The organism is Sphingobium sp. AntQ-1, from assembly GCF_028538045.1.
GTDB classification, from domain to species: domain Bacteria; phylum Pseudomonadota; class Alphaproteobacteria; order Sphingomonadales; family Sphingomonadaceae; genus Sphingobium; species Sphingobium cupriresistens.
Genome location: NZ_CP117160.1, coordinates 30,749 through 48,162, shown reverse-complemented (window position 1 = coordinate 48,162; position 17,414 = coordinate 30,749). Strand labels below are relative to the sequence as shown.

The following is a 17,414-nucleotide window of genomic DNA, read 5'->3' as shown; positions in this document are numbered from 1 at the left end:
GCTCGGATGGAGCGGGCAGCGCAACAGTCGCGCGCGCCGCCACTCCTGCGTGGCGACATAGTCCTCGATCGTCGACCTGGTACGCAATGGTATCTGCAACGTTGCCCCCGCGCGCGGCGGCCCCCAACTGCGAGGTCGCGGTTTTTATCTGGAGCCCAATGCGCCGAAACCTCCGGCAAGCCCGCATTATATCCCAAAACGCCCCAGATAAAACCATGCTCTGGATAATGCGCCCAGCAGAATGCGAGCGTTCCGGGACCGCCTTTACGGTCCGCCGCCTCGATGTGCTTGTAGGCACCATAGCCGTCGCACTGGACGATACCGGTAAAGTCCCCAAGCAGCTTTTCCGCCCAGACTTTCCCGCGACCCGGCATGTAGGTGTAGACGACCGCCGGTGGATCGGTGCCGCCATGCGCGCCATCATCACGCGCGATTGCCCAGAGATACCCCGTCTTCACCTTGCCCGTGCCGGGTGCCAGGACCTTGGCAGTGGTCTCGTCGGCGAACAGCCGGGCGCTCGACAGGAGGTCGGCTTTCATCCGGCTTGTCAGGCGACCGAGCCAGGCGGCAGCTCTGCCCGCCCAGTTGCACATGGTTCCCCGGTCGATCTCGATGCCCTGACGCCGCAGCCCCTGTGTCTGGCGATAGAAGGGCATGTGATCGGCATATTTCCTGACCAGAACATCGGCGATCAGCGCTTCGGTGGGCACGCCACCTGGCACCACATGCCTGGGCGCAGGCGCCTGGAACACGCCGTCGCTGCATGCGCGGCACGCTAGTTTCGGGCGAGACGTCACGATCACGCGGTACTGGACCGGGATCACATCAAGTCGGCTCGATATGTCGCTATCTATGCAGTGCAACGCGCCTCCGCAGCAGGGACATGCCTTCTCGTCTGGAAGGATCACTTCCTCAACGCGGGTCAGGTGGGCGGGTAACGACGCCCGTGCTGTCCCGCTTTCCCTTCGTGTCCGCTCCTTCTTCTGACCTGCCGCCTGCTCACCAAGCGCCTCCAGTTCAGCACGGGCGACGTCGAGATCATCGAAGGCAAGCGCCAACTGATCTTCGCTCAGCTTTTCCGACCGCTTCCCGAAGGTCGTGCGGGTGATCTGGTCGATGATATGCTGCATCCGAGCTTCACGCTCGAGGCCGGCCAAAACCATCGCCTTGAGCATGGCGACATCATCAGGAAGGTCGGCTGCGGTGGCAGGCATGCCCCATTTCTGGCAGTTTGGGAGCGGTCCGCAAGGGCATTTCGACCAGAGGAATCAGGCGTGCGACCTATCGCGTCGTCACCGAAGCCTGAGTGCGCGGCGTGTGCATTTTCGACCATTGCAGCCCTTCGAACAAGGCTGACGCCTGCGATGCCGACAGCCGCATCACGCCATCGTGCGCCCGGGGCCAATGAAAGCCTCCGGTCTGCAAGACCTTGCTCACAAGCACCAGGCCGGTGCCGTCCCATACCAGCAGCTTGATCCTGTTCGCCCGCTTCGAGCGAAAGATGAATACCACCCCCGAGAAGGGCTTGAGCCCGAGTTCGTGCTCGACCAGCGCCGCCAGGCTGACGGCCCCTTTCCTGAAGTCGACCGGCTTTGTCGCCACCATCACCTTGAGCGGTCCTGGCGGGATGATCATCCCGACCGGCTCACAGCGGCCAGCACCCGGGCGATATGATCCTCGCTCGCGCCCGGCGGCACATGGATCGCGAGGGCAGCAGTGCGGATCACGATCTCTCCACCATCAGCAGAGCCGCTGCCGTGCGCATCTTCGATCACCGCCGGGACAAAGCCCAGCTTCTTGCTGGAAAGGCGTTTGCCCGGAATACTGTCATGCCGCCACGCATAAAGCTGCTGTGGCAGCAGTCCATGCGTTCGCGCAATTTCGGCGATGTTGGCACCGGGCTCAAAACTCGACGCGATGATCCGTGCCTTCGCCTCGGCTGACCAGCGACGCCGCATCGGCCCCGCTGGAATGACGTCCATACGCGAGGGCCGCTGACCCTCCGGCCTTTCGAAACCTGTTTCGAATGTTCTTACATCATCAGCCACTACGATACCCCTCAGACGAGGGGCGAAACATAGCCAAATCAGCCGCTACGAAAATGTGGGAAGGTTTTTGCGCTTACCTCGCGCCCACGCACCACATCAACCTGCCGATGCGCTAGATTGAGGCGGATCGCGTGACCCTTGAAGCGGTGGACACGCCCCTCGCGCTGCTCAAGATCGACCGGATTTCCGGGCAAGTTCCAGTGGTAGAGTCGATAGCAATAAGGGTGAAAGTCGAGGCCTTCCTGTCCGACAGAGGTCGTGGCTAGCGCAAAGGGTCGGAACGGTGAGTTGAAGGCGTCGCGAACGCTGGAGAGGCGCGCAGCCCTGTGGATCGGCGTGCAAAAAGGGGTCTGACTCAAATTCCGTGCAGATTTGACATTTCCACGCTGTGTCCGGCCAACTCCACCGGGGGTCAGCAAGGAGCGCACGTCGATGGCCTCGAAAGCATGGGACAGTAGCCTGCGGCTACCAGGTTTGATCGTGGAAAGCCGGACTGTGATCGACGGGATTGTCGAGATGTCGGGTCGATTGGCGGCGGCGGGGGCGAACTGCCCGGACTGCGCGATGCCCTCGGCGTCACTCCACAGCCGATACGACCGCAGGCTGTCGGATCTGCCGGTCAGCGGCAGCACCGTCAGGCTGCGGTTGTCGGTTCGACGGTTCCGCTGTCTGCACACGCCTTGCCCACGGCGCACGTTCAGTGAGCCGTTGGCTCCACCTGTTGGCCGCCGATATGGCCGCAGGGTGGGGCGTTGCGACGCGCTGGTGCGTGCGGTGGCGATCGCTTTGGGGGGAAGGCCGGGTTCGCGGATGATGGCGCGTCTATCGGCGCCGTGGTCGCGTGATACAATGCTGCGGGTTCTTCGACGCGGTGACCCTGCGGCCGTGCCGCCGCCACCTGCGCGGGTCGTCGGCATCGACGACTTCGCATGGCGCCGGGGCCACAGCTACGGGAGCATCGTGGTTGATCTCGAGCGCCGCGAGGTCATCGATTTGCTGCCCGATCGCCAGCGCGACACGGTGATCGCCTGGCTGCGCCAGAACCCGCAGGTGAAGATCATCTGTCGCGACCGTGGTCCGGGTTATGGCGCGGCTGCCAGTGAGGCGGCGCCGCAGGCGCAGCAGGTGGCCGACCGCTGGCATCTGTTCGAGAATGCCTCGGCGGCGTTTCTGGCGGCAGTGCGTTCAGAAATGCCATATTTGCGGCGCGCGCTGGCGCCGACGGGGCCGGTCGATCCGGCCACCTTGACCCGCGCCGAGCGCATCCAGTGGGATGGCGCGCAATTGCGCGAGGCACTTAACCGCCAGATCATTGATCTGGCCGGGCAAGGCGTGCCGATCAAAGCCGTGGCACGCACAACCGGCGTGTCGCGCAATACCATCCGCAAGATCCTTCGCGGCCAGCGTCACGACACCTTCCGCACGCGCCAGAGTTCGCTCGATGCCTGGTCGCTGACCCTCGAAGCGGAGTGGAGCGCCGGTTGCCGGGGCGGCGCCGAATTGTGGCGGCGGCTAAAAGCATGCGGTTTTTGCGGTTCGTTACGCGTGGTCAGCGAATGGGCCACCCGCCGGCGTCGCGACGAGAAAATCGGCCACACCGGCGGTGCGGGGCTGAGTGCACGAACCATAGCGCGCAGCATGACCACCGAGCGCGACACCGGCTCGGCTCAGACCGCTCTGATCAACGCGGTAATCGAAAAGGCTGTACCCGCGCTGATCGCCGCACGCGAGGCTCTCGATCGCTTCCACGCGATGATGAGATCGAAAGACAAGGCACGGCTTGATCCGTGGATCGCCATGGCGGCCGAGACCAAACTTGCGGCATTCGCCGCCGGCGTCGAGGCCGACAAGGATGCCGTTGCTGCCGCGATCTCAACCCCGTGGTCCAGCGGTCAGGTCGAGGGCAAGGTCAACCGCTTGAAGGCCATCAAGCGACAGATGTATGGGCGCGCCAAAATCGACCTGCTAAAGGCCAGGGTTATGGCACCCGCATGATCCGAATTGCACGGAATTTGATGGTGTGGAACGGCCCTTCGAACCAGCATCGAAGGCGCGTATCGATGATGAACCACAACGCAGGTAGGGAGTTGTCCCATGGAGAAGATCACTACGATCGGACTGGATCTGGCAAAGACCGTTTTTCAAATTCATGCCGTCACTGACGAAGGCCACGTTGTCGTGCGTCGTGCACTTCGCCGTTCCCAATTGCTGGATTTTTTCCGCAAGCTCGAGCCTTGCCTGGTGGGTATGGAGGCCTGCGGGACCGCTCATCATTGGGCTAACGCGATCGGCAGTTTGGGCCATACGGTAAAGCTGATGCCGCCCGCCTATGTGAAAGCCTACGTAAAGCGCAACAAGACTGATGCCGCAGATGCGGAAGCAATCTGCGAGGCAGTCATGCGCCCCACGATGCGGTTCGTTCCCATCAAAACGCCCGCAGAACAGGCTGCTGGTATGATCCTGAAAACGCGGGAACTCTTTGTTCGGCAACGCACGCAGACTGCCAATGCGATGCGTGGGCACATGGCCGAACTCGGTATCATCAGTGCAACAGGCATGACCAGCATTGCCAAGCTTATCGCTGTTCTGCGCGACGAGCAGGATACCCGCTTGCCACGGCTAGCCCGCTCAGCACTTCTTGAGATGGCTACACAGATTGAAAAGCTGAGCGCCCGCATCAACGATCTCGACACACAGATCGTGAACTCAGTGAGAGCTGACGACGCTGCCCGACGACTGACCACGATACCCGGTGTAGGGCCTATCATAGCGGCCACCGTGCGCGCTGTGGTCCAGGACCCTAGCGCCTTTCCTTCCGGGCGCGATCTCGCCGCCTGGATAGGATTGACCCCGCGATCGAATTCGAGCGGCGGTAAAGAAAGACTCGGGCGCATATCAAAGCGGGGGAACAAGCAGCTGCGGACTTTGCTGATCGTCGGAGCCACTTCCGTGTTGAAGCAGGCCCGCCGCGGATTGGCGCTACCTGTTTGGGTTGCCGCTGTAATCGGGCGCCGCCCCTACAAAGTGGCGGCCGTTGCCCTCGCAAATCGAATGGCTCGAACAATCTGGGCATTGCTTGTCAAAGGAGGTACTTACGAGCCGCCGATTATAATGGCGCGGCCGTGAGAAAACTGCGGATCCCTGCGTTCTGACGCACGGGTGTGTTGGCGAGGTGCCAAAGCGTGATGAACCCGAGGGACGATACCTCGATACCGATCAGACCGTCTGACTCAATGTGCCTTAGAGCACGAGAAAGTGATTAGGCGATCGGCGTCGCGGATCTCATCGTGGCCAGCGGTCAATGACCGCATCAACAGATCCCATGATTAGAGGCGCAGACCGGGTTAGGCTGTGCCACCTCAAGCAGTGGGAGTCCTGATCATGTCGCAGTCATTGAATAGCGCCGAAGCTGTCCAATACGATACTACGCTCGTTCTGGCTATCGAGCTCAGCAGCAAGACTTGGGTTCTGGCAGCACAGGTGCCCGGGCTGCCGAGGACAAAAGCCAAGCGCACTATCGAGCCAAACAAGCTCGCTCTTGAGTCCGCGATCGAGGGCTATCGGGCTCGTGCCGCTGCCGCCGGCTACCCAGTCGATCGGGTGGTTGCCACCTATGAGGCCGGGTGGTCCGGCTTCTGGCTGGCGAGATGGCTGATTGGGAAAGGCATTGAAGTTCATGTCGTTCAACCCTCGAGCGTCCCTGTGGATCGTCGCATGCGTCGCGCGAAGTCCGACGGAATCGATGCCGAGCTACTGTTGCGCACCCTACTGGCGTGGCTTCGCGGAGAGCCGCGTGTCTGTTCTATGGTACCTATTCCGGAAGAAGCCGACGAGGATGCGCGGCGATGTGTCCGCGAACGGACGGAGTTAGTGTCCGAGCGCGTTGGGCTTACCAATCGGATCGGCGCCGTTCTGGCGACGCTAGGGATTGAAGGCTACAATCCACTCCTGAAAAATCGCCGGAGACGTCTAGGTGAACTCCGGACGGGCCTGGGTGACCCAATCCCACCTCACGCGCTCGCGAAGATAGAACGATTGTTGAGCCGACTGGAGCTCGTTCTTGACCAGATCTCGGTGCTGGAACACGACCGCGACGCTGTAGCCGAGACTGCTTCGGACGATGCAAGCCGGATGATCCAGCAGCTTTGTACTCTGCGCGGTATCGGCGTGCAGAGTGCCACCCTTCTGGTCCGCGAGGCTTTCGTCCGCCGCTTTGCCAATGGCAAAGCGCTTGGATCATATGCCGGTCTGACTGCCACCCCTTACAATAGCGGTGGGGTAGAGCGTGAACAAGGCATCGGGAAGGCTGGCAACCGGCGGCTTCGAACGGTGATGGTGGAGTTAGCCTGGCTCTGGCAACGTTACCAGCCCGGCACCGCCCAAGTTACTTGGTTTCGTGAGCGCACGGGTTCTACTGGTCGTCGGGTTCGCAAAGTGATGGTAGTCGCACTTGCTCGCAAGTTGCTAGTCGCTCTGTGGCGCTTTGCTGTTGATGGCGTCATACCCGAGGGAGCAATTATGAAGCCAACTGCTTAAAACACTGAGATCGGGAAGCACTGCGACGGCATTGCAGCCCGGTGACCGAGGGAACGTCGCCGTTGTCCGGCGTGGCACATTGCTGCCGTCTTCACAGAGTGGTGCCGTTCCTTTGGAGCTCTCCAGTCCCCGAATGCGGGACCGTGGTTGGGATTATCATCCCGCCGGATGTGAGGTTAGCAGGCAGGACCTGCAGGAAGAGAGCTCACCTCGGATCACACACGCAGAGAACGCTTGACCGGAGAATCATCATGTGAGGTCGGACATATGACTGCACCGTCCAAAGGTAATTTACGCGGCAAACATCTTGCTAACCGGGCCGTTCCACATATGAGTCAGACCCCCTTTTGCGCGCCGATAAGGGGTCCCGTTTGGACGCCGATTCACACGCTGCAAAGGCCTTCGCCAAATTCAACGCCGCCGCATCCTGATGCAGGCAGGGCTGCTCGTCGCATGCGGCCCGCTTGCATATATGCGGTCAGCAATGAAGCGAAATTTATCGTGAATGTCCTCCGGTCGATCCAGTCTGAACGGGATAACTCCAACGGGCCAGATAGCACATCTGGCATCGATGACCTTATTTAAAGAGCGACGGTCAACCTTGGCGACCGAGGGCAAGCAAGGCGGGTAAGGCCGCTAAAAATGGAACCCTTTCGCTGTTTTGCCTACCCGTCGGCGGCATGGGCGAGATTGATATGATCCAGCATCATGTCGCGAGCCATAATAATAACACGCCTCTGGCGCTCCGGTTCGTCAACGCTGAGCGCGCGTATTACGAGGCCCCGAATAACACTCCAGAGAAACGAAAGCGTATCTCGTGCAAGCTTGTCTCCGACCCCGGCCTCCTTGAGAGAGTTGATCCAAATCTCTTCCATTGGAGGCCCTTGCTGCGAAACGATTTCCAGTGCCGTATTTGCAAGTTCGATATCTCTCGACGCCGCCAAGCTCATATCGAGGGCGAAACGGAAATTCTCACTGAAGTAGAAGCTGGTCGCATCGGCCACGATCAAATCGACCAATTGTGCCATGTTTATTCCAGGTGCCCGCTGTATCGCGCTGACGTGCTCTTGGGCTGCAATGCGAGCATCCATGAAAATTCGCGTGAGCGCGGCTGCAATCAGGACATGCTTGGTGGGAAAGTGATGTAATTGAGCCCCGATTGAAACGCCTGCGACCTCGGCGACCTCGGTGACACGAAACCCGGCATAACCTCGCTTGCTCATAACGGCAATGGCGGCGGTTAGCACCCGGTCGCGTGTTTGCTCGCTTCTTTCCGCTTGCGTCCTGCGCCCCTGCACCCGTTAGCTCCGACCTGAACCGCCCGAATCTGCGCGGCATGATTTTAGCTTGAATTATGCCGCAACGGATAGCTCGTCCAGCAGGACGTAGTAGCGCTGGCGGAATTACAGGACGGGGTAGCGGATGCAACTCCGGCAGGGCCTATTGAATATCTGATCTGGCTCCACCGGGTGGACCCTTTGGTTTGTTAGTGGATTCAGCTCGCTGTCGCTCTATTCGGGCGGAGGTGTAGCGAAGCGGAACCCGGGGCCGGATTGAGTGCTGCCGTCAGGCTTCGATCAGCACCTTGGCCGCGCCGGGTATGTAGAAGATCTCGCCATTGACCTTCCTCTCAGGAGTTGAGGTCTCCGGCAACGCCAGGGCGGTTCAACGTGATGTTCATCTGCTCCTCGATCGCGCCGAGAATGACGTCGCGATCGGGTTTCAATCGGTCGTGACCGCATGTCGCCACCTTGAGGCGACCGACGCATGCTCCATGCGATCGCCGCTTCGACTTGTAACGGTCTTGTGCCGGTCACCAATTTCATTATGCCGCTTTGGCTGCGAAGGCGAGCGGGCGAATGCTGCTCAGATATGAATGATGACTACAGGTATTGCACGGCCTCCTGCCTGAACTTTTCGCTATGTTTGATCATCTCGTCGGTCATTCTTGAACGAGCCTTAAACTCTCAAGTGCCGGGCGCAAAGCCGTTACGAGTCCAGTTCAGATCGCGCGCTCCAATTGCCGGGCCGCAGCTCGCAGTTCGGGCAGCTGGACGGCAAGCATCTTATCGCGACTATGCGCGTGCGAGAATGTGGCGATGTTCAGCGCGGCGACGACCGCGCCTTTATGGTCGCGAACCGGCACTGCCAACGAGAGAAGATCCGGCTCCAACTCCGCCTCGACAAGGCTCCAACACTGCTGGGCCACGCGCACGAGTTCGGCCCGCAGCATGTCGGGATCGACGACCGTTCGCTTGGTCCGTGGTTTGAGTGTAGCGCTGCCCAGCCAGCAGTCGCGATCAGTGCTGTCAAGAGCAGCGAGGAGAACGCGCCCCATCGATGTGCAAAAGCTCGGTAGTGTGCTTCCAACCATCAGAGGGGCGGCAATGATCTGGTCCCGCTCGGCGCGCGCGATGTAAATGATCCGTCCGGGATCAGAAGGGCTCAGCGCGGCGACCGACACCGTTTCTTCAAGCCGGTCGCGAAGCGCATTGGCCACTGCCTGGCTGGCACTGGCAAGCGGCGTCGAGGTCAGAAAGCCACACGCGAGTGGCAGCAATGCCGGCGTCGGGGAATAGCGCCCGCCTTCCTCGCGGAAGTAACCAAGCTGAACGAGCGTATGAAGGCACCGTCCGGCGCTCGGCCGGCTCAGGTCACTGATCCGGGCCGCTTCGGCGACGCTCAGCGACGTTCGGCCTTCGAAAGCGCGCAGCACTTTCAGGCCGCGCGCCAGCGACAGCATGAAATTGGGGTCAGAAGGGTGACCGACTGCACTTGTGCACATTGACTTTCTCATGCCAATGTCGAAAGTGCGCTTGCCGACGTTATTGTCGACGGCATAACGATCATGTCCGGCGGTTTTGGCCTTTCGGGAAATCCGGAGCATCTAATCGCCGGCCTCTTGAGGAGCGGCGTGAAGGATCTGACCATAATCTCAAACAATTGCGGCGCGGATGGTTTTGGTCTCTGGACCTTGCTCAATAATGGGCAAATCCGCAAAATGGTGTCGTCCTACATCGGTGAGAACAAGCTGTTCGCCGCGCTTTTTCTTGCGGGAAAGCTAGAGCTGGAACTGGTCCCGCAAGGCACCCTGGCGGAACGTATCCGCGCAGGTGGCGCAGGGATCCCAGCCTTCTATACCAGGACCGGTGCCGGAACAGTGGTCGCCGAAGGAAAGCCGGTCGAGACATTTGATGGATCGCTTTATGTGCGGGAGACCTGGCTTCGCGCGGACCTGTCGATCGTCAAGGCGTGGAAGGCCGATCCCGCAGGCAACCTGATCTACCGAAAGACCGCGCGAAACTTCAATCCGAACATGGCGACCGCCGGGAAGGTCACCATCGCGGAGGTCGAGGAGATCGTGCCTGCGGGTTCGTTCGATCCGGACCACGTCCACACGCCGGGCATCTATGTCGATCGGGTCATTCAAGGCCACAGTTATGACAAGCGGATCGAGTTCAGGACGACGCGACCGCGCGAAGACGAGCCTGCTCCATGACGGCGTCTAGTAACCGCCATGCTGCACCATAGATGTTACAGCCTTGAACCATAAGGAATCAGGCATGCGTGACTTCATCTACACCGCCAATCCTGCCCGCGTGATCTTCGGATCGGGTTCGCTGGGTCGGGTTCACGATGAAGCCAAGCGCCTTGGCATGGAACGCGTGCTGGTGCTGTCCACGCCACAGCAGGTGCGATCGGCCGAGCACGTGTCAGCGTTGCTCGGTCCGCTATGTGCCGGGGTGTTCGCGGGTGCGGTGATGCACACGCCAGTCGGCGTTACCGACCAAGCGATGCAGGTCGTGGCGGCCAGAAACATCGACGGCATCGTCGCGATCGGCGGTGGTTCTACGGTCGGTCTCGGCAAGGCGATCGCGTTGCGCACCGATCTGCCGCAGATCGTCATCCCCACGACTTATGCCGGTTCAGAAGTCACTCCGATTATCGGCGAGACAAAGGATGGTCTCAAGACCATTCAAAGCGCGTCCAGGGTGCTGCCCAAAGTCGTGATCTACGATGTGGATCTGACCCTCAGCCTCCCTGCCGGGCTGTCGGTCACGAGCGGTTTCAACGCCGTCGCGCATGCTGTCGAGGCGCTCTATGCCCGGGACGGTAATCCGATCATCGACATGATGGCAGAAGAAGGTGTGCGTGCGATTGTTCGCAGCCTGCCTCGAATCGTCGCCGATTCCTCCGACGTGGCGGCACGATCAGACGCACAATACGGCGCATGGCTCTGCGGCACTTGTCTGGGATCGGTCGGCATGTCGCTGCATCACAAATTGTGTCACACGCTCGCCGGCACCTTCGATCTTCCGCATGCGGAGACGCACACCATCGTTCTGCCACACGCGCTGCGTTATAACGCGCTGGCGGTGCCGGATGCCATTCGTGCCCTGTCGCGCGTGTTCGGCCATACCGACCCGGCTCGCGCGCTCCATGATCTCGCCGGCGCGCTTGGCGCGCCGCGCGCGCTGAAAGACCTGGGCATGCCAGAACACGGGATCGACCAAGCGGCCGACCTGGCCCTCTCGAACCCATACTGGAACCCGCGCCCGCTTGAACGCGACGCCTTGCGGACGTGCATCGCTGGAGCATGGGACGGCGATCTGCCGCCGTTCTATTAATCATCAAGCTGACAGAATAGGAGCAAAGACATGACCGAGCTTGTGGGATCGGAGCGCGACCTCGCCTTTTTCGACGCCGCGCGATCCGCAGATGTCGTGAATGCTCGCATGGGTTCCGATATTTCTCCCCGCCTCGGTGAGGTCATGGCGATCGTCGTCAACCATCTCCACGCGGCCGTGAAGGAAGCAGGGCTAACCTCCGAGGAATGGATGGCTGCCATCGAATTCCTGACCAGAACCGGGCAGATGTGCTCGGATTGGCGACAAGAGTTCATTCTTCTGTCCGACGTGCTCGGCGTGTCGATGCTGGTCGACGCGATCAATCACTATCGTCCCGAAGGCTCGACCGAAAATACGGTACTGGGCCCATTCTACGTCCCAGGGGCACCGTGCTACGACAACGGCGCGAATATCTGCCTGGACGGCAAGGGCGAACCGCTGGTCGTCCGCGGTCGCGTGACCGATATCGAGGGAAATCCGGTCCCGGGTGCCATTGTCGATGTCTGGGCGACAAACGACGACGGCTTTTATGATGTCCAGCAAAAGGGTATTCAGCCTGACCATAATCTGCGCGGCGTATTGACCACCGGGAGCGGCGGGGAATATTGGTTTCGCACCGTAAAGCCTCGTTTCTACTCGATCCCCGACGACGGAACTGTAGGTAAGCTACTTGCGTCACTTGGCCGGCACCCTTACCGGGCCGCCCACCTTCACTTTATGGTGAAAGCGCCGGGCTATGACACAGTCGTGACTCACATCTTCACGCCAGACTGCCCGTTTCTGAGCGAAGATGCCGTGTTTGGAGTCAAAAACTCACTTATCGCGGAGTTCCGACCCATCGACGACCCGATAGAAATCGAAACACTCGGCTTCACCTCGCCTAGCTGGAAGGTCGACTGGGATTTCGTCCTTTCGCGCACCGAAGACGTGCGCAGGATCGACAACTGATGCCTTGCGATCAAGCGGGCAATACGCAAAAGGTCAGCTAATTATTCGGAGCGCTCTTTAGATTTGAGATTATCTGTGCATTTGTGGAACAAATGACGCTGAAATAGGCATTGATATCGTCCGGGGATGCGGCCTTGAGTTAGCCAGCCGTGCCGCTTTCAGGCGGCATTGGAAACAGCCCACTTTGGATTTGCTGCGGCAAATGCCTTCTTCATGATGTTTGGTCGGCTGCGCCCCCTTTGGCGCTCTAATGAGTTTTGGGGCGAGAGATTACAGATCCCAGCTTCATGCCTCTTCGATGACCGCAGCATCCAGTTTGTGGCGTTCGATTATCTCACGCAAAATTATGCTGATCGCCTGCTGCACGACCTGGCTCGCGCGCGTGATCGGCCGGGATCGCTTGTGCACCGAATAGGCGGTACGCGTCATGGCGGGCTTGATGATCTCAACAACTTTTAATGTTCCGGCTGCGATTTCCTCCATCACCGCCGCATGGGGCAACACGCTGTAAGCGCTCGCACGAGTAACCATCGTGATGATTTGCGGCAACGAGTCGATCTCTACGATGACATTGAGCTTTACGCCCGCGCCGCGCGCCAAACGCTCGACGACCCTGCGCGCGCTGTGAAACATGGCAGGGAGGGCGAGCGGCAAGTTGTTGAGATCTTTACCTTCTATTATGGGGCGGCGGGTTTCATCGAAGTTGATGCAGGGAGGCATGTTATCCGGCGCTGCGACGAAGAAAAGTTTTTCAACGAACACCGGCTGCGACAGCAAAATCCGGTCGTTGCCGGTCTCGTACGCATAGCCAAAATCAAGCCGGTCATTTTCCACCCACTCTGTAATGTTGCCTGACATCCCTTCCGTTATATGCAAACGGATATCCGGATATTCACTCTGGATGGTTTCCGCCAGGGGAACCGTCAGCAAGTGGCCCAATGTGGGCGGCAATCCGATGGCGACCGGGCCGCGCGCAATTTCATCGACGTAGCGGATCTCATCGATAGCCCGCCTCGTCATATTCACGATTTCCCGACCATGTTTGGCGAGCAACTGACCGGCTTCTGTCAAGATGATGGTCCGGCCCCCGCGGAAAACCAGCTGGGCGTCCAGCTTCCGCTCCAGCCGCATCAGGCTTTCGGACAGGGATGGCTGTGCAATCTGGAGGACGGCCGCCGCTGACGAAATGGACCCTTGTTCGACTAGCGTCAGGAAATAATGCAGCTGACGCACATCGACCGCCGCCAGCTCCGTTGCGCCTTGCAAAGATCGATCGACAGGCGTGGGACGGGCGATAGCGATAAATCCTGAACGGGTTTTCATAGCGAGGGCAATGTTCCTCCCAGCGTAGCAGATTCGGCTGCAATAGGAACGTTCTGCGATATTCCTCTATCAGAGCGCAGAAGCCTGGATGAACATTTCCTCTGCCACACTGCCTGAGCGGCCGCCCGTTCAGATTCTTAAACCGGCACGGTCACCTTGCTGGATGATCTGCCTTGCCCAGTGGCCTGCCGACGATCATGGTGTCTACGCAGACGAACCTACACCATAAGGCGGGCGCTCTGAAATTCAAAAACCGCTCAAGACCTTCCTCTCGATCCCTTGCGCCGCACTGTGTAGCTCAGACAGCAAATCCAGCAGTGTATCCACCTCAATACCGCGCGCCCGACGAGAAATTGAAAGGGCGGCGCGCGCGCGGCCGTTCCGATCGCGAAGCGGGACCGCGATGCAGCAGAGGTCCAGCAGCATCTCGCGATCGTCTCGGGCCCATCCTTGCTCCCGCACGCGTATCAGTTCGGCGCGCAGTCGCCCTGCGTCCGTAATGGTGTGGGGCGTTAGTGCGACCAGGGTGCCTTCGCCAAGATAATCTTCGATTGAGCAATCATCCAGCGACGCAAGAAGAACTTTGCCGAGCGCCGAACAATAAGCCTCAAGCTGGCTGTTCTCCTCCGAAATTATTCGGCTCTTTCCATAGGGCTGTTTAAGCAGGTAGGTGACCATGTTATTCTCGAAAACGCCCAGATGCACATGCGTTCGGCAGCGTTTGGAGAGTTTGGCGATGATGTCGCGGCTTGCATCACGAAGGAGGTCTTCAAACGATCGCCCGGCGGCTAGTGAAAGCACAGATGGTCCTATTCCATAACTTCCGCGCGTGTTTGCCACGGCGTAGCCACGATCGATCAGGGATATCAGCAATCTGTGAACGGTCGTGGTCGGCAGGGTGCAATGGTCGGCCAGTTCGGGCAAGGAGGCGGGGCCGAGCGCGAGACGCTCAAGAATGTCGAGCGTGCGCGTCACGAGTCTCGGTCCACCGCCGAGTTCGTCTGTCGGGGTCAGCATCGAGCGAATTACCATCAGGTGGGAATAGCCGAAATGGTGCGTCTTGGAAACAGGTGAATGAGCGCGTATGCGGCAGGAATAGCGTAAGTTCAGGAGGTCGATTTGGCGAAAGTAAAGGCGGCGATCATCGGATCGGGCAATATCGGCACCGACCTGATGATCAAGATGATCAAATATCCGCAAAATATGGAACTGGTCGCCGTGGTCGGCATCGACGAAAAGTCCGAAGGTCTGGCCATGGCGCGCGAACGCGGCGTTGCGACCACGCATGAGGGCCTTGAAGGCCTGATGAAAATGGACCTTTATCCCGAGATTGGCATCGTCTTCGACGCGACTTCGGCCTACGCGCACAAGGTCCATGACGAAGCGCTGCGCATGGACGGCAAGCAGGTGGTCGATCTGACCCCCGCCGCGATCGGCCCCTACACGATCCCTACGGTCAACGGCGAAGCCAATCTCGACGCGGGCAATGTCAACATGGTGACCTGCGGCGGTCAGGCGACGATCCCGATGGTCGCCGCCGTGTCCGAAGTCGCGACCGTTCATTATGCGGAGATTGTCGCATCGGTGTCGTCGCGCTCGGCTGGTCCAGGCACGCGTGCCAATATCGACGAGTTCACCCGCACCACCGCCGGCGCGATCGAAAAGGTCGGCGGCGCGGCGCAGGGCAAGGCGATCATCATTCTGAACCCCGCCGAACCGCCGATGATCATGCGCGACACCGTCTTCACCTTGTCCGAGGGCGCTGATGAGGAAACCATCCGCGCCTCTGTCGAAGCGATGGTGAAGAAGGTGCAGGGCTATGTGCCCGGCTACCGCCTCAAGCAAGAGGTGCAGTTCGAACGCTTTGGCGACAACAACAAGCTCAAGATTCCCGGTCGCGGTGAATTTACCGGCATAAAGACGATGATCCTGCTCGAAGTCGAAGGGGCAGGGGACTATCTCCCCAGCTACTCGGGCAATCTCGACATCATGACAGCCGCCGCCAAGGCCACCGGGGAGCTGCTCGCGCAGCGCATCGCCCAGGGACAGACGGTGGCGGCATAACCCGCTCGCCGGACGGAGTATCAAGACATGACCAGCACATTCAACGTCGAAGCGGGCGACAAGCTCTACATGCAGGACGTCACCCTGCGTGACGGCATGCACGCCATCCGCCATATGTATGGCATCGACCATGTGAAATCGATCGCCAAGGCACTGGACGACGCCGGCGTCGATGCGATCGAGGTTGCCCATGGCGATGGCCTCAACGGCGCAAGCTTCAACTATGGCTTCGGCGCGCACACCGACTGGGAATGGCTCGAAGCCGTCGCTTCGGTGCTGACGAAGTCCGTGCTGACCACCCTCATCCTGCCCGGGGTCGGTACTGTCGATGAACTGCGCCGCGCCTACGATATCGGCGTACGGTCGGTGCGGGTCGCGACCCACTGCACCGAAGCGGATGTGAGCAAGCAGCATATCGGCATCGCTCGCGACCTTGGCATGGACGTGTCCGGCTTCCTGATGATGAGCCACATGATCGAGCCTGAAGCGCTCGCGCAGCAGGCCTTGCTGATGGAAAGCTACGGTGCGCAGTGCGTCTATGTGACCGACAGCGGCGGTGCGCTCGACATGGACGGGGTCAAGGCCCGGTTCGAAGCCTATGACCGCGTGCTCAAACCCGAAACGCAGCGCGGCATGCATGCGCATCACAATCTGTCGCTGGGCGTCGCCAACTCGATCGTCGCGGCGCAGTGCGGCGCGGTGCGCATCGATGCATCGCTAACCGGCATGGGCGCGGGCGCGGGCAATGCCCCGCTCGAAGTGTTCGTGGCCGCCGCCGACCGCAAGGGCTGGAACCATGGCTGCGACGTCAACGCGCTGATGGACGCGGCGGAGGATCTCGTCCGCCCGCTGCAGGACCGCCCGGTCCGCGTCGATCGTGAAACCCTCGCGCTCGGCTATGCAGGTGTTTACTCCTCCTTTCTGCGCCACGCGGAAAAGGCGGCGGAAACCTACGGTCTCGACACCCGCACCATTCTCGTTGAACTGGGCCGCCGCAAGATGGTCGGCGGTCAGGAAGACATGATCGTCGATGTCGCGCTTGACATGGTCAAGGAGCGCGAAGCGGCTGGATGAGAGACAGGGCCGCTTTTGCCGGGGACCGATGACCTGAAGTTGGGTTGATCAGCGCCGTACGCGGCACTTCCCCGGCGAAAGCAGATGGACGATTTATCCTTGCAGCTGGCCGCAATAAGCGGTTCCAACAGCTCTGCAAAGAAGCTCAATGCTGCGAAAGCGCCTGCCTTATTTCGAGCGTGATGGTATAAACGGCCTCTCGCTGCGCTCCCCTGTTGAGATGATCGATACGATACCCTTGATAGTGGCGGCGCAGCAGCCCAGCGCGAACCAGATCGGAAACCGCCCGGCTGACGTTGGTACGCCCGGACCGCAATATACGCAGCCGGACTTCCTCTTCGACCTGCCGCTCCAGTTCCGCAGGGTTTTTGGGACGCGCCGGGTTCGACATCATCTCGGCGCGTGCCGCCTTGATCATGGCCAGGCGACGACAATCCCGTTGCGCCAGAGGAGCCAGAGCCTGGCAAAGCCAATCGCGCACAGGCACCCTGCGTTGCGCACTTTGGACATAAGGGCCAAGGCTGCCATTCCTGCCAGCTTTCTGCGCGATTAAATTCAAGACCAGAAGCGCGTAGCGCGGGCGTTTCGAAATATTGGAGATCCGATCGACCAGTTGCGGCAGGGCGAGCGTGGACGTCGTCGATACGGCGTCCACCATCTGTGGTTGCTCGAAGAGGTCTGTTTGATAGAACATATCGAGAATCTAGCACAGGCTCGGCGCGTGTGAATCCCCCTACGTCGTTTTGGACAACAAAAAACACGAATGTCACTTTACCGCGAAGGGCAATGGCGA

At 60.1% G+C, this 17,414-nt stretch carries 15 protein-coding genes and 2 pseudogenes; 8 read left to right on the top strand and 9 right to left on the bottom strand.

Annotated features, from left to right (window positions below; translation table 11 throughout):
• Positions 1-182: 182 nt before the first annotated feature.
• From tnpC to sphantq_RS22420, 4 genes and pseudogenes are all read right to left on the bottom strand, one after another.
• Positions 183-1,214 (bottom strand): annotated as a pseudogene (tnpC, locus tag sphantq_RS22435) (IS66 family transposase); the annotation flags it as partial.
• Positions 1,215-1,281: 67 nt separating this feature from the next.
• Positions 1,282-1,635, bottom strand: coding sequence for an IS66 family insertion sequence element accessory protein TnpB (tnpB, locus tag sphantq_RS22430; RefSeq protein ID WP_272800686.1), 354 nt, complete (start codon positions 1,633-1,635; stop codon positions 1,282-1,284).
• Positions 1,632-1,958: an IS66-like element accessory protein TnpA gene (gene tnpA / locus sphantq_RS22425; protein ID WP_272800685.1), complete on the bottom strand. Its 327-nt coding sequence runs from the start codon at positions 1,956-1,958 to the stop codon at positions 1,632-1,634. Before tnpA ends, tnpB begins: the two co-directional genes overlap by 4 nt.
• A 194-nt stretch (positions 1,959-2,152) precedes the next feature.
• Positions 2,153-2,365: pseudogene (locus sphantq_RS22420) on the bottom strand (helicase-related protein); the annotation flags it as partial.
• Between the two features lie 115 nt (positions 2,366-2,480).
• On the opposite strand from sphantq_RS22420, the gene sphantq_RS22415 reads away from it, so the two are divergent.
• The 3 genes from sphantq_RS22415 (at position 2,481) to sphantq_RS22405 (ending at position 6,584) form a co-directional block, all read left to right on the top strand.
• Positions 2,481-4,043: an ISL3 family transposase gene (locus sphantq_RS22415; protein ID WP_272800684.1), complete on the top strand. Its 1,563-nt coding sequence runs from the start codon at positions 2,481-2,483 to the stop codon at positions 4,041-4,043.
• Positions 4,044-4,142: 99 nt separating this feature from the next.
• Positions 4,143-5,174, top strand: coding sequence for an IS110 family transposase (locus sphantq_RS22410; protein WP_272800683.1), 1,032 nt, complete (start codon positions 4,143-4,145; stop codon positions 5,172-5,174).
• 255 nt (positions 5,175-5,429) lie between these two features.
• Entirely contained in the window at positions 5,430-6,584 is a 1,155-nt protein-coding gene (locus tag sphantq_RS22405) for an IS110 family transposase (RefSeq protein WP_272800682.1), read from the top strand.
• Positions 6,585-7,249: 665 nt separating this feature from the next.
• Here sphantq_RS22405 and sphantq_RS22400 read toward each other — a convergent pair.
• Together sphantq_RS22400 and sphantq_RS22395 are read right to left on the bottom strand one after the other, a co-directional pair.
• Positions 7,250-7,882: a TetR/AcrR family transcriptional regulator gene (locus sphantq_RS22400; RefSeq protein WP_272800681.1), complete on the bottom strand. Its 633-nt coding sequence runs from the start codon at positions 7,880-7,882 to the stop codon at positions 7,250-7,252.
• A 704-nt stretch (positions 7,883-8,586) separates the two neighbouring features.
• The gene (locus sphantq_RS22395) at positions 8,587-9,471 is read right to left on the bottom strand and encodes an IclR family transcriptional regulator domain-containing protein (RefSeq protein WP_272800680.1); all 885 of its coding nucleotides are present in this window, start codon (positions 9,469-9,471) and stop codon (positions 8,587-8,589) included.
• Here sphantq_RS22395 and sphantq_RS22390 point away from each other — a divergent pair.
• The 3 genes from sphantq_RS22390 to sphantq_RS22380 all read left to right on the top strand — a co-directional run bounded on the left by sphantq_RS22390 (position 9,433) and on the right by sphantq_RS22380 (position 12,160).
• Positions 9,433-10,083: a CoA transferase subunit A gene (locus sphantq_RS22390; protein WP_272800679.1), complete on the top strand. Its 651-nt coding sequence runs from the start codon at positions 9,433-9,435 to the stop codon at positions 10,081-10,083. The genes sphantq_RS22395 and sphantq_RS22390 overlap by 39 nt on opposite strands.
• Before the next feature lie 64 nt (positions 10,084-10,147).
• Complete coding sequence (locus sphantq_RS22385) at positions 10,148-11,212, top strand: maleylacetate reductase (RefSeq protein WP_272800678.1); 1,065 nt, start codon at positions 10,148-10,150, stop codon at positions 11,210-11,212.
• Positions 11,213-11,242: 30 nt separating this feature from the next.
• Positions 11,243-12,160, top strand: coding sequence for an intradiol ring-cleavage dioxygenase (locus sphantq_RS22380; RefSeq protein ID WP_272800677.1), 918 nt, complete (start codon positions 11,243-11,245; stop codon positions 12,158-12,160).
• Between the two features lie 285 nt (positions 12,161-12,445).
• On the opposite strand, the gene sphantq_RS22375 is transcribed toward sphantq_RS22380, so the two are convergent.
• Complete coding sequence (locus tag sphantq_RS22375; protein WP_272800676.1) at positions 12,446-13,483, bottom strand: LysR family transcriptional regulator; 1,038 nt, start codon at positions 13,481-13,483, stop codon at positions 12,446-12,448.
• A 246-nt stretch (positions 13,484-13,729) separates the two neighbouring features.
• Positions 13,730-14,458, bottom strand: coding sequence for an IclR family transcriptional regulator (locus tag sphantq_RS22370; RefSeq protein WP_272800675.1), 729 nt, complete (start codon positions 14,456-14,458; stop codon positions 13,730-13,732).
• 144 nt (positions 14,459-14,602) lie between these two features.
• Between sphantq_RS22370 and sphantq_RS22365 the strand changes: the two genes are divergently transcribed.
• On the top strand, positions 14,603-15,547 hold the full coding sequence (locus sphantq_RS22365; RefSeq protein ID WP_272800674.1) for an acetaldehyde dehydrogenase (acetylating): 945 nt from the start codon (positions 14,603-14,605) through the stop codon (positions 15,545-15,547).
• Positions 15,548-15,574: 27 nt separating this feature from the next.
• The gene (gene dmpG / locus sphantq_RS22360; RefSeq protein WP_272800673.1) at positions 15,575-16,621 is read left to right on the top strand and encodes a 4-hydroxy-2-oxovalerate aldolase; all 1,047 of its coding nucleotides are present in this window, start codon (positions 15,575-15,577) and stop codon (positions 16,619-16,621) included.
• Between the two features lie 145 nt (positions 16,622-16,766).
• On the opposite strand, the gene sphantq_RS22355 is transcribed toward dmpG, so the two are convergent.
• A complete protein-coding gene (locus sphantq_RS22355; RefSeq protein WP_272800672.1) occupies positions 16,767-17,315 on the bottom strand; it encodes a hypothetical protein in 549 nt (182 codons plus the stop codon).
• Between the last annotated feature and the right edge of the window lie 99 nt (positions 17,316-17,414).

Coding starts and splice junctions, on each gene's coding strand:
- tnpB (WP_272800686.1), bottom strand. CDS start 1,635: ATGATCATCCCGCCAGGACCGCTCAAGGTGATGGTGGCGACAAAGCCG.
- tnpA (WP_272800685.1), bottom strand. CDS start 1,958: ATGCGGCGTCGCTGGTCAGCCGAGGCGAAGGCACGGATCATCGCGTCG.
- sphantq_RS22415 (WP_272800684.1), top strand. CDS start 2,481: ATGGCCTCGAAAGCATGGGACAGTAGCCTGCGGCTACCAGGTTTGATC.
- sphantq_RS22410 (WP_272800683.1), top strand. CDS start 4,143: ATGGAGAAGATCACTACGATCGGACTGGATCTGGCAAAGACCGTTTTT.
- sphantq_RS22405 (WP_272800682.1), top strand. CDS start 5,430: ATGTCGCAGTCATTGAATAGCGCCGAAGCTGTCCAATACGATACTACG.
- sphantq_RS22390 (WP_272800679.1), top strand. CDS start 9,433: ATGTCCGGCGGTTTTGGCCTTTCGGGAAATCCGGAGCATCTAATCGCC.
- sphantq_RS22395 (WP_272800680.1), bottom strand. CDS start 9,471: ATGCTCCGGATTTCCCGAAAGGCCAAAACCGCCGGACATGATCGTTAT.
- sphantq_RS22385 (WP_272800678.1), top strand. CDS start 10,148: ATGCGTGACTTCATCTACACCGCCAATCCTGCCCGCGTGATCTTCGGA.
- sphantq_RS22380 (WP_272800677.1), top strand. CDS start 11,243: ATGACCGAGCTTGTGGGATCGGAGCGCGACCTCGCCTTTTTCGACGCC.
- sphantq_RS22375 (WP_272800676.1), bottom strand. CDS start 13,483: ATGAAAACCCGTTCAGGATTTATCGCTATCGCCCGTCCCACGCCTGTC.
- dmpG (WP_272800673.1), top strand. CDS start 15,575: ATGACCAGCACATTCAACGTCGAAGCGGGCGACAAGCTCTACATGCAG.
- sphantq_RS22355 (WP_272800672.1), bottom strand. CDS start 17,315: ATGTTCTATCAAACAGACCTCTTCGAGCAACCACAGATGGTGGACGCC.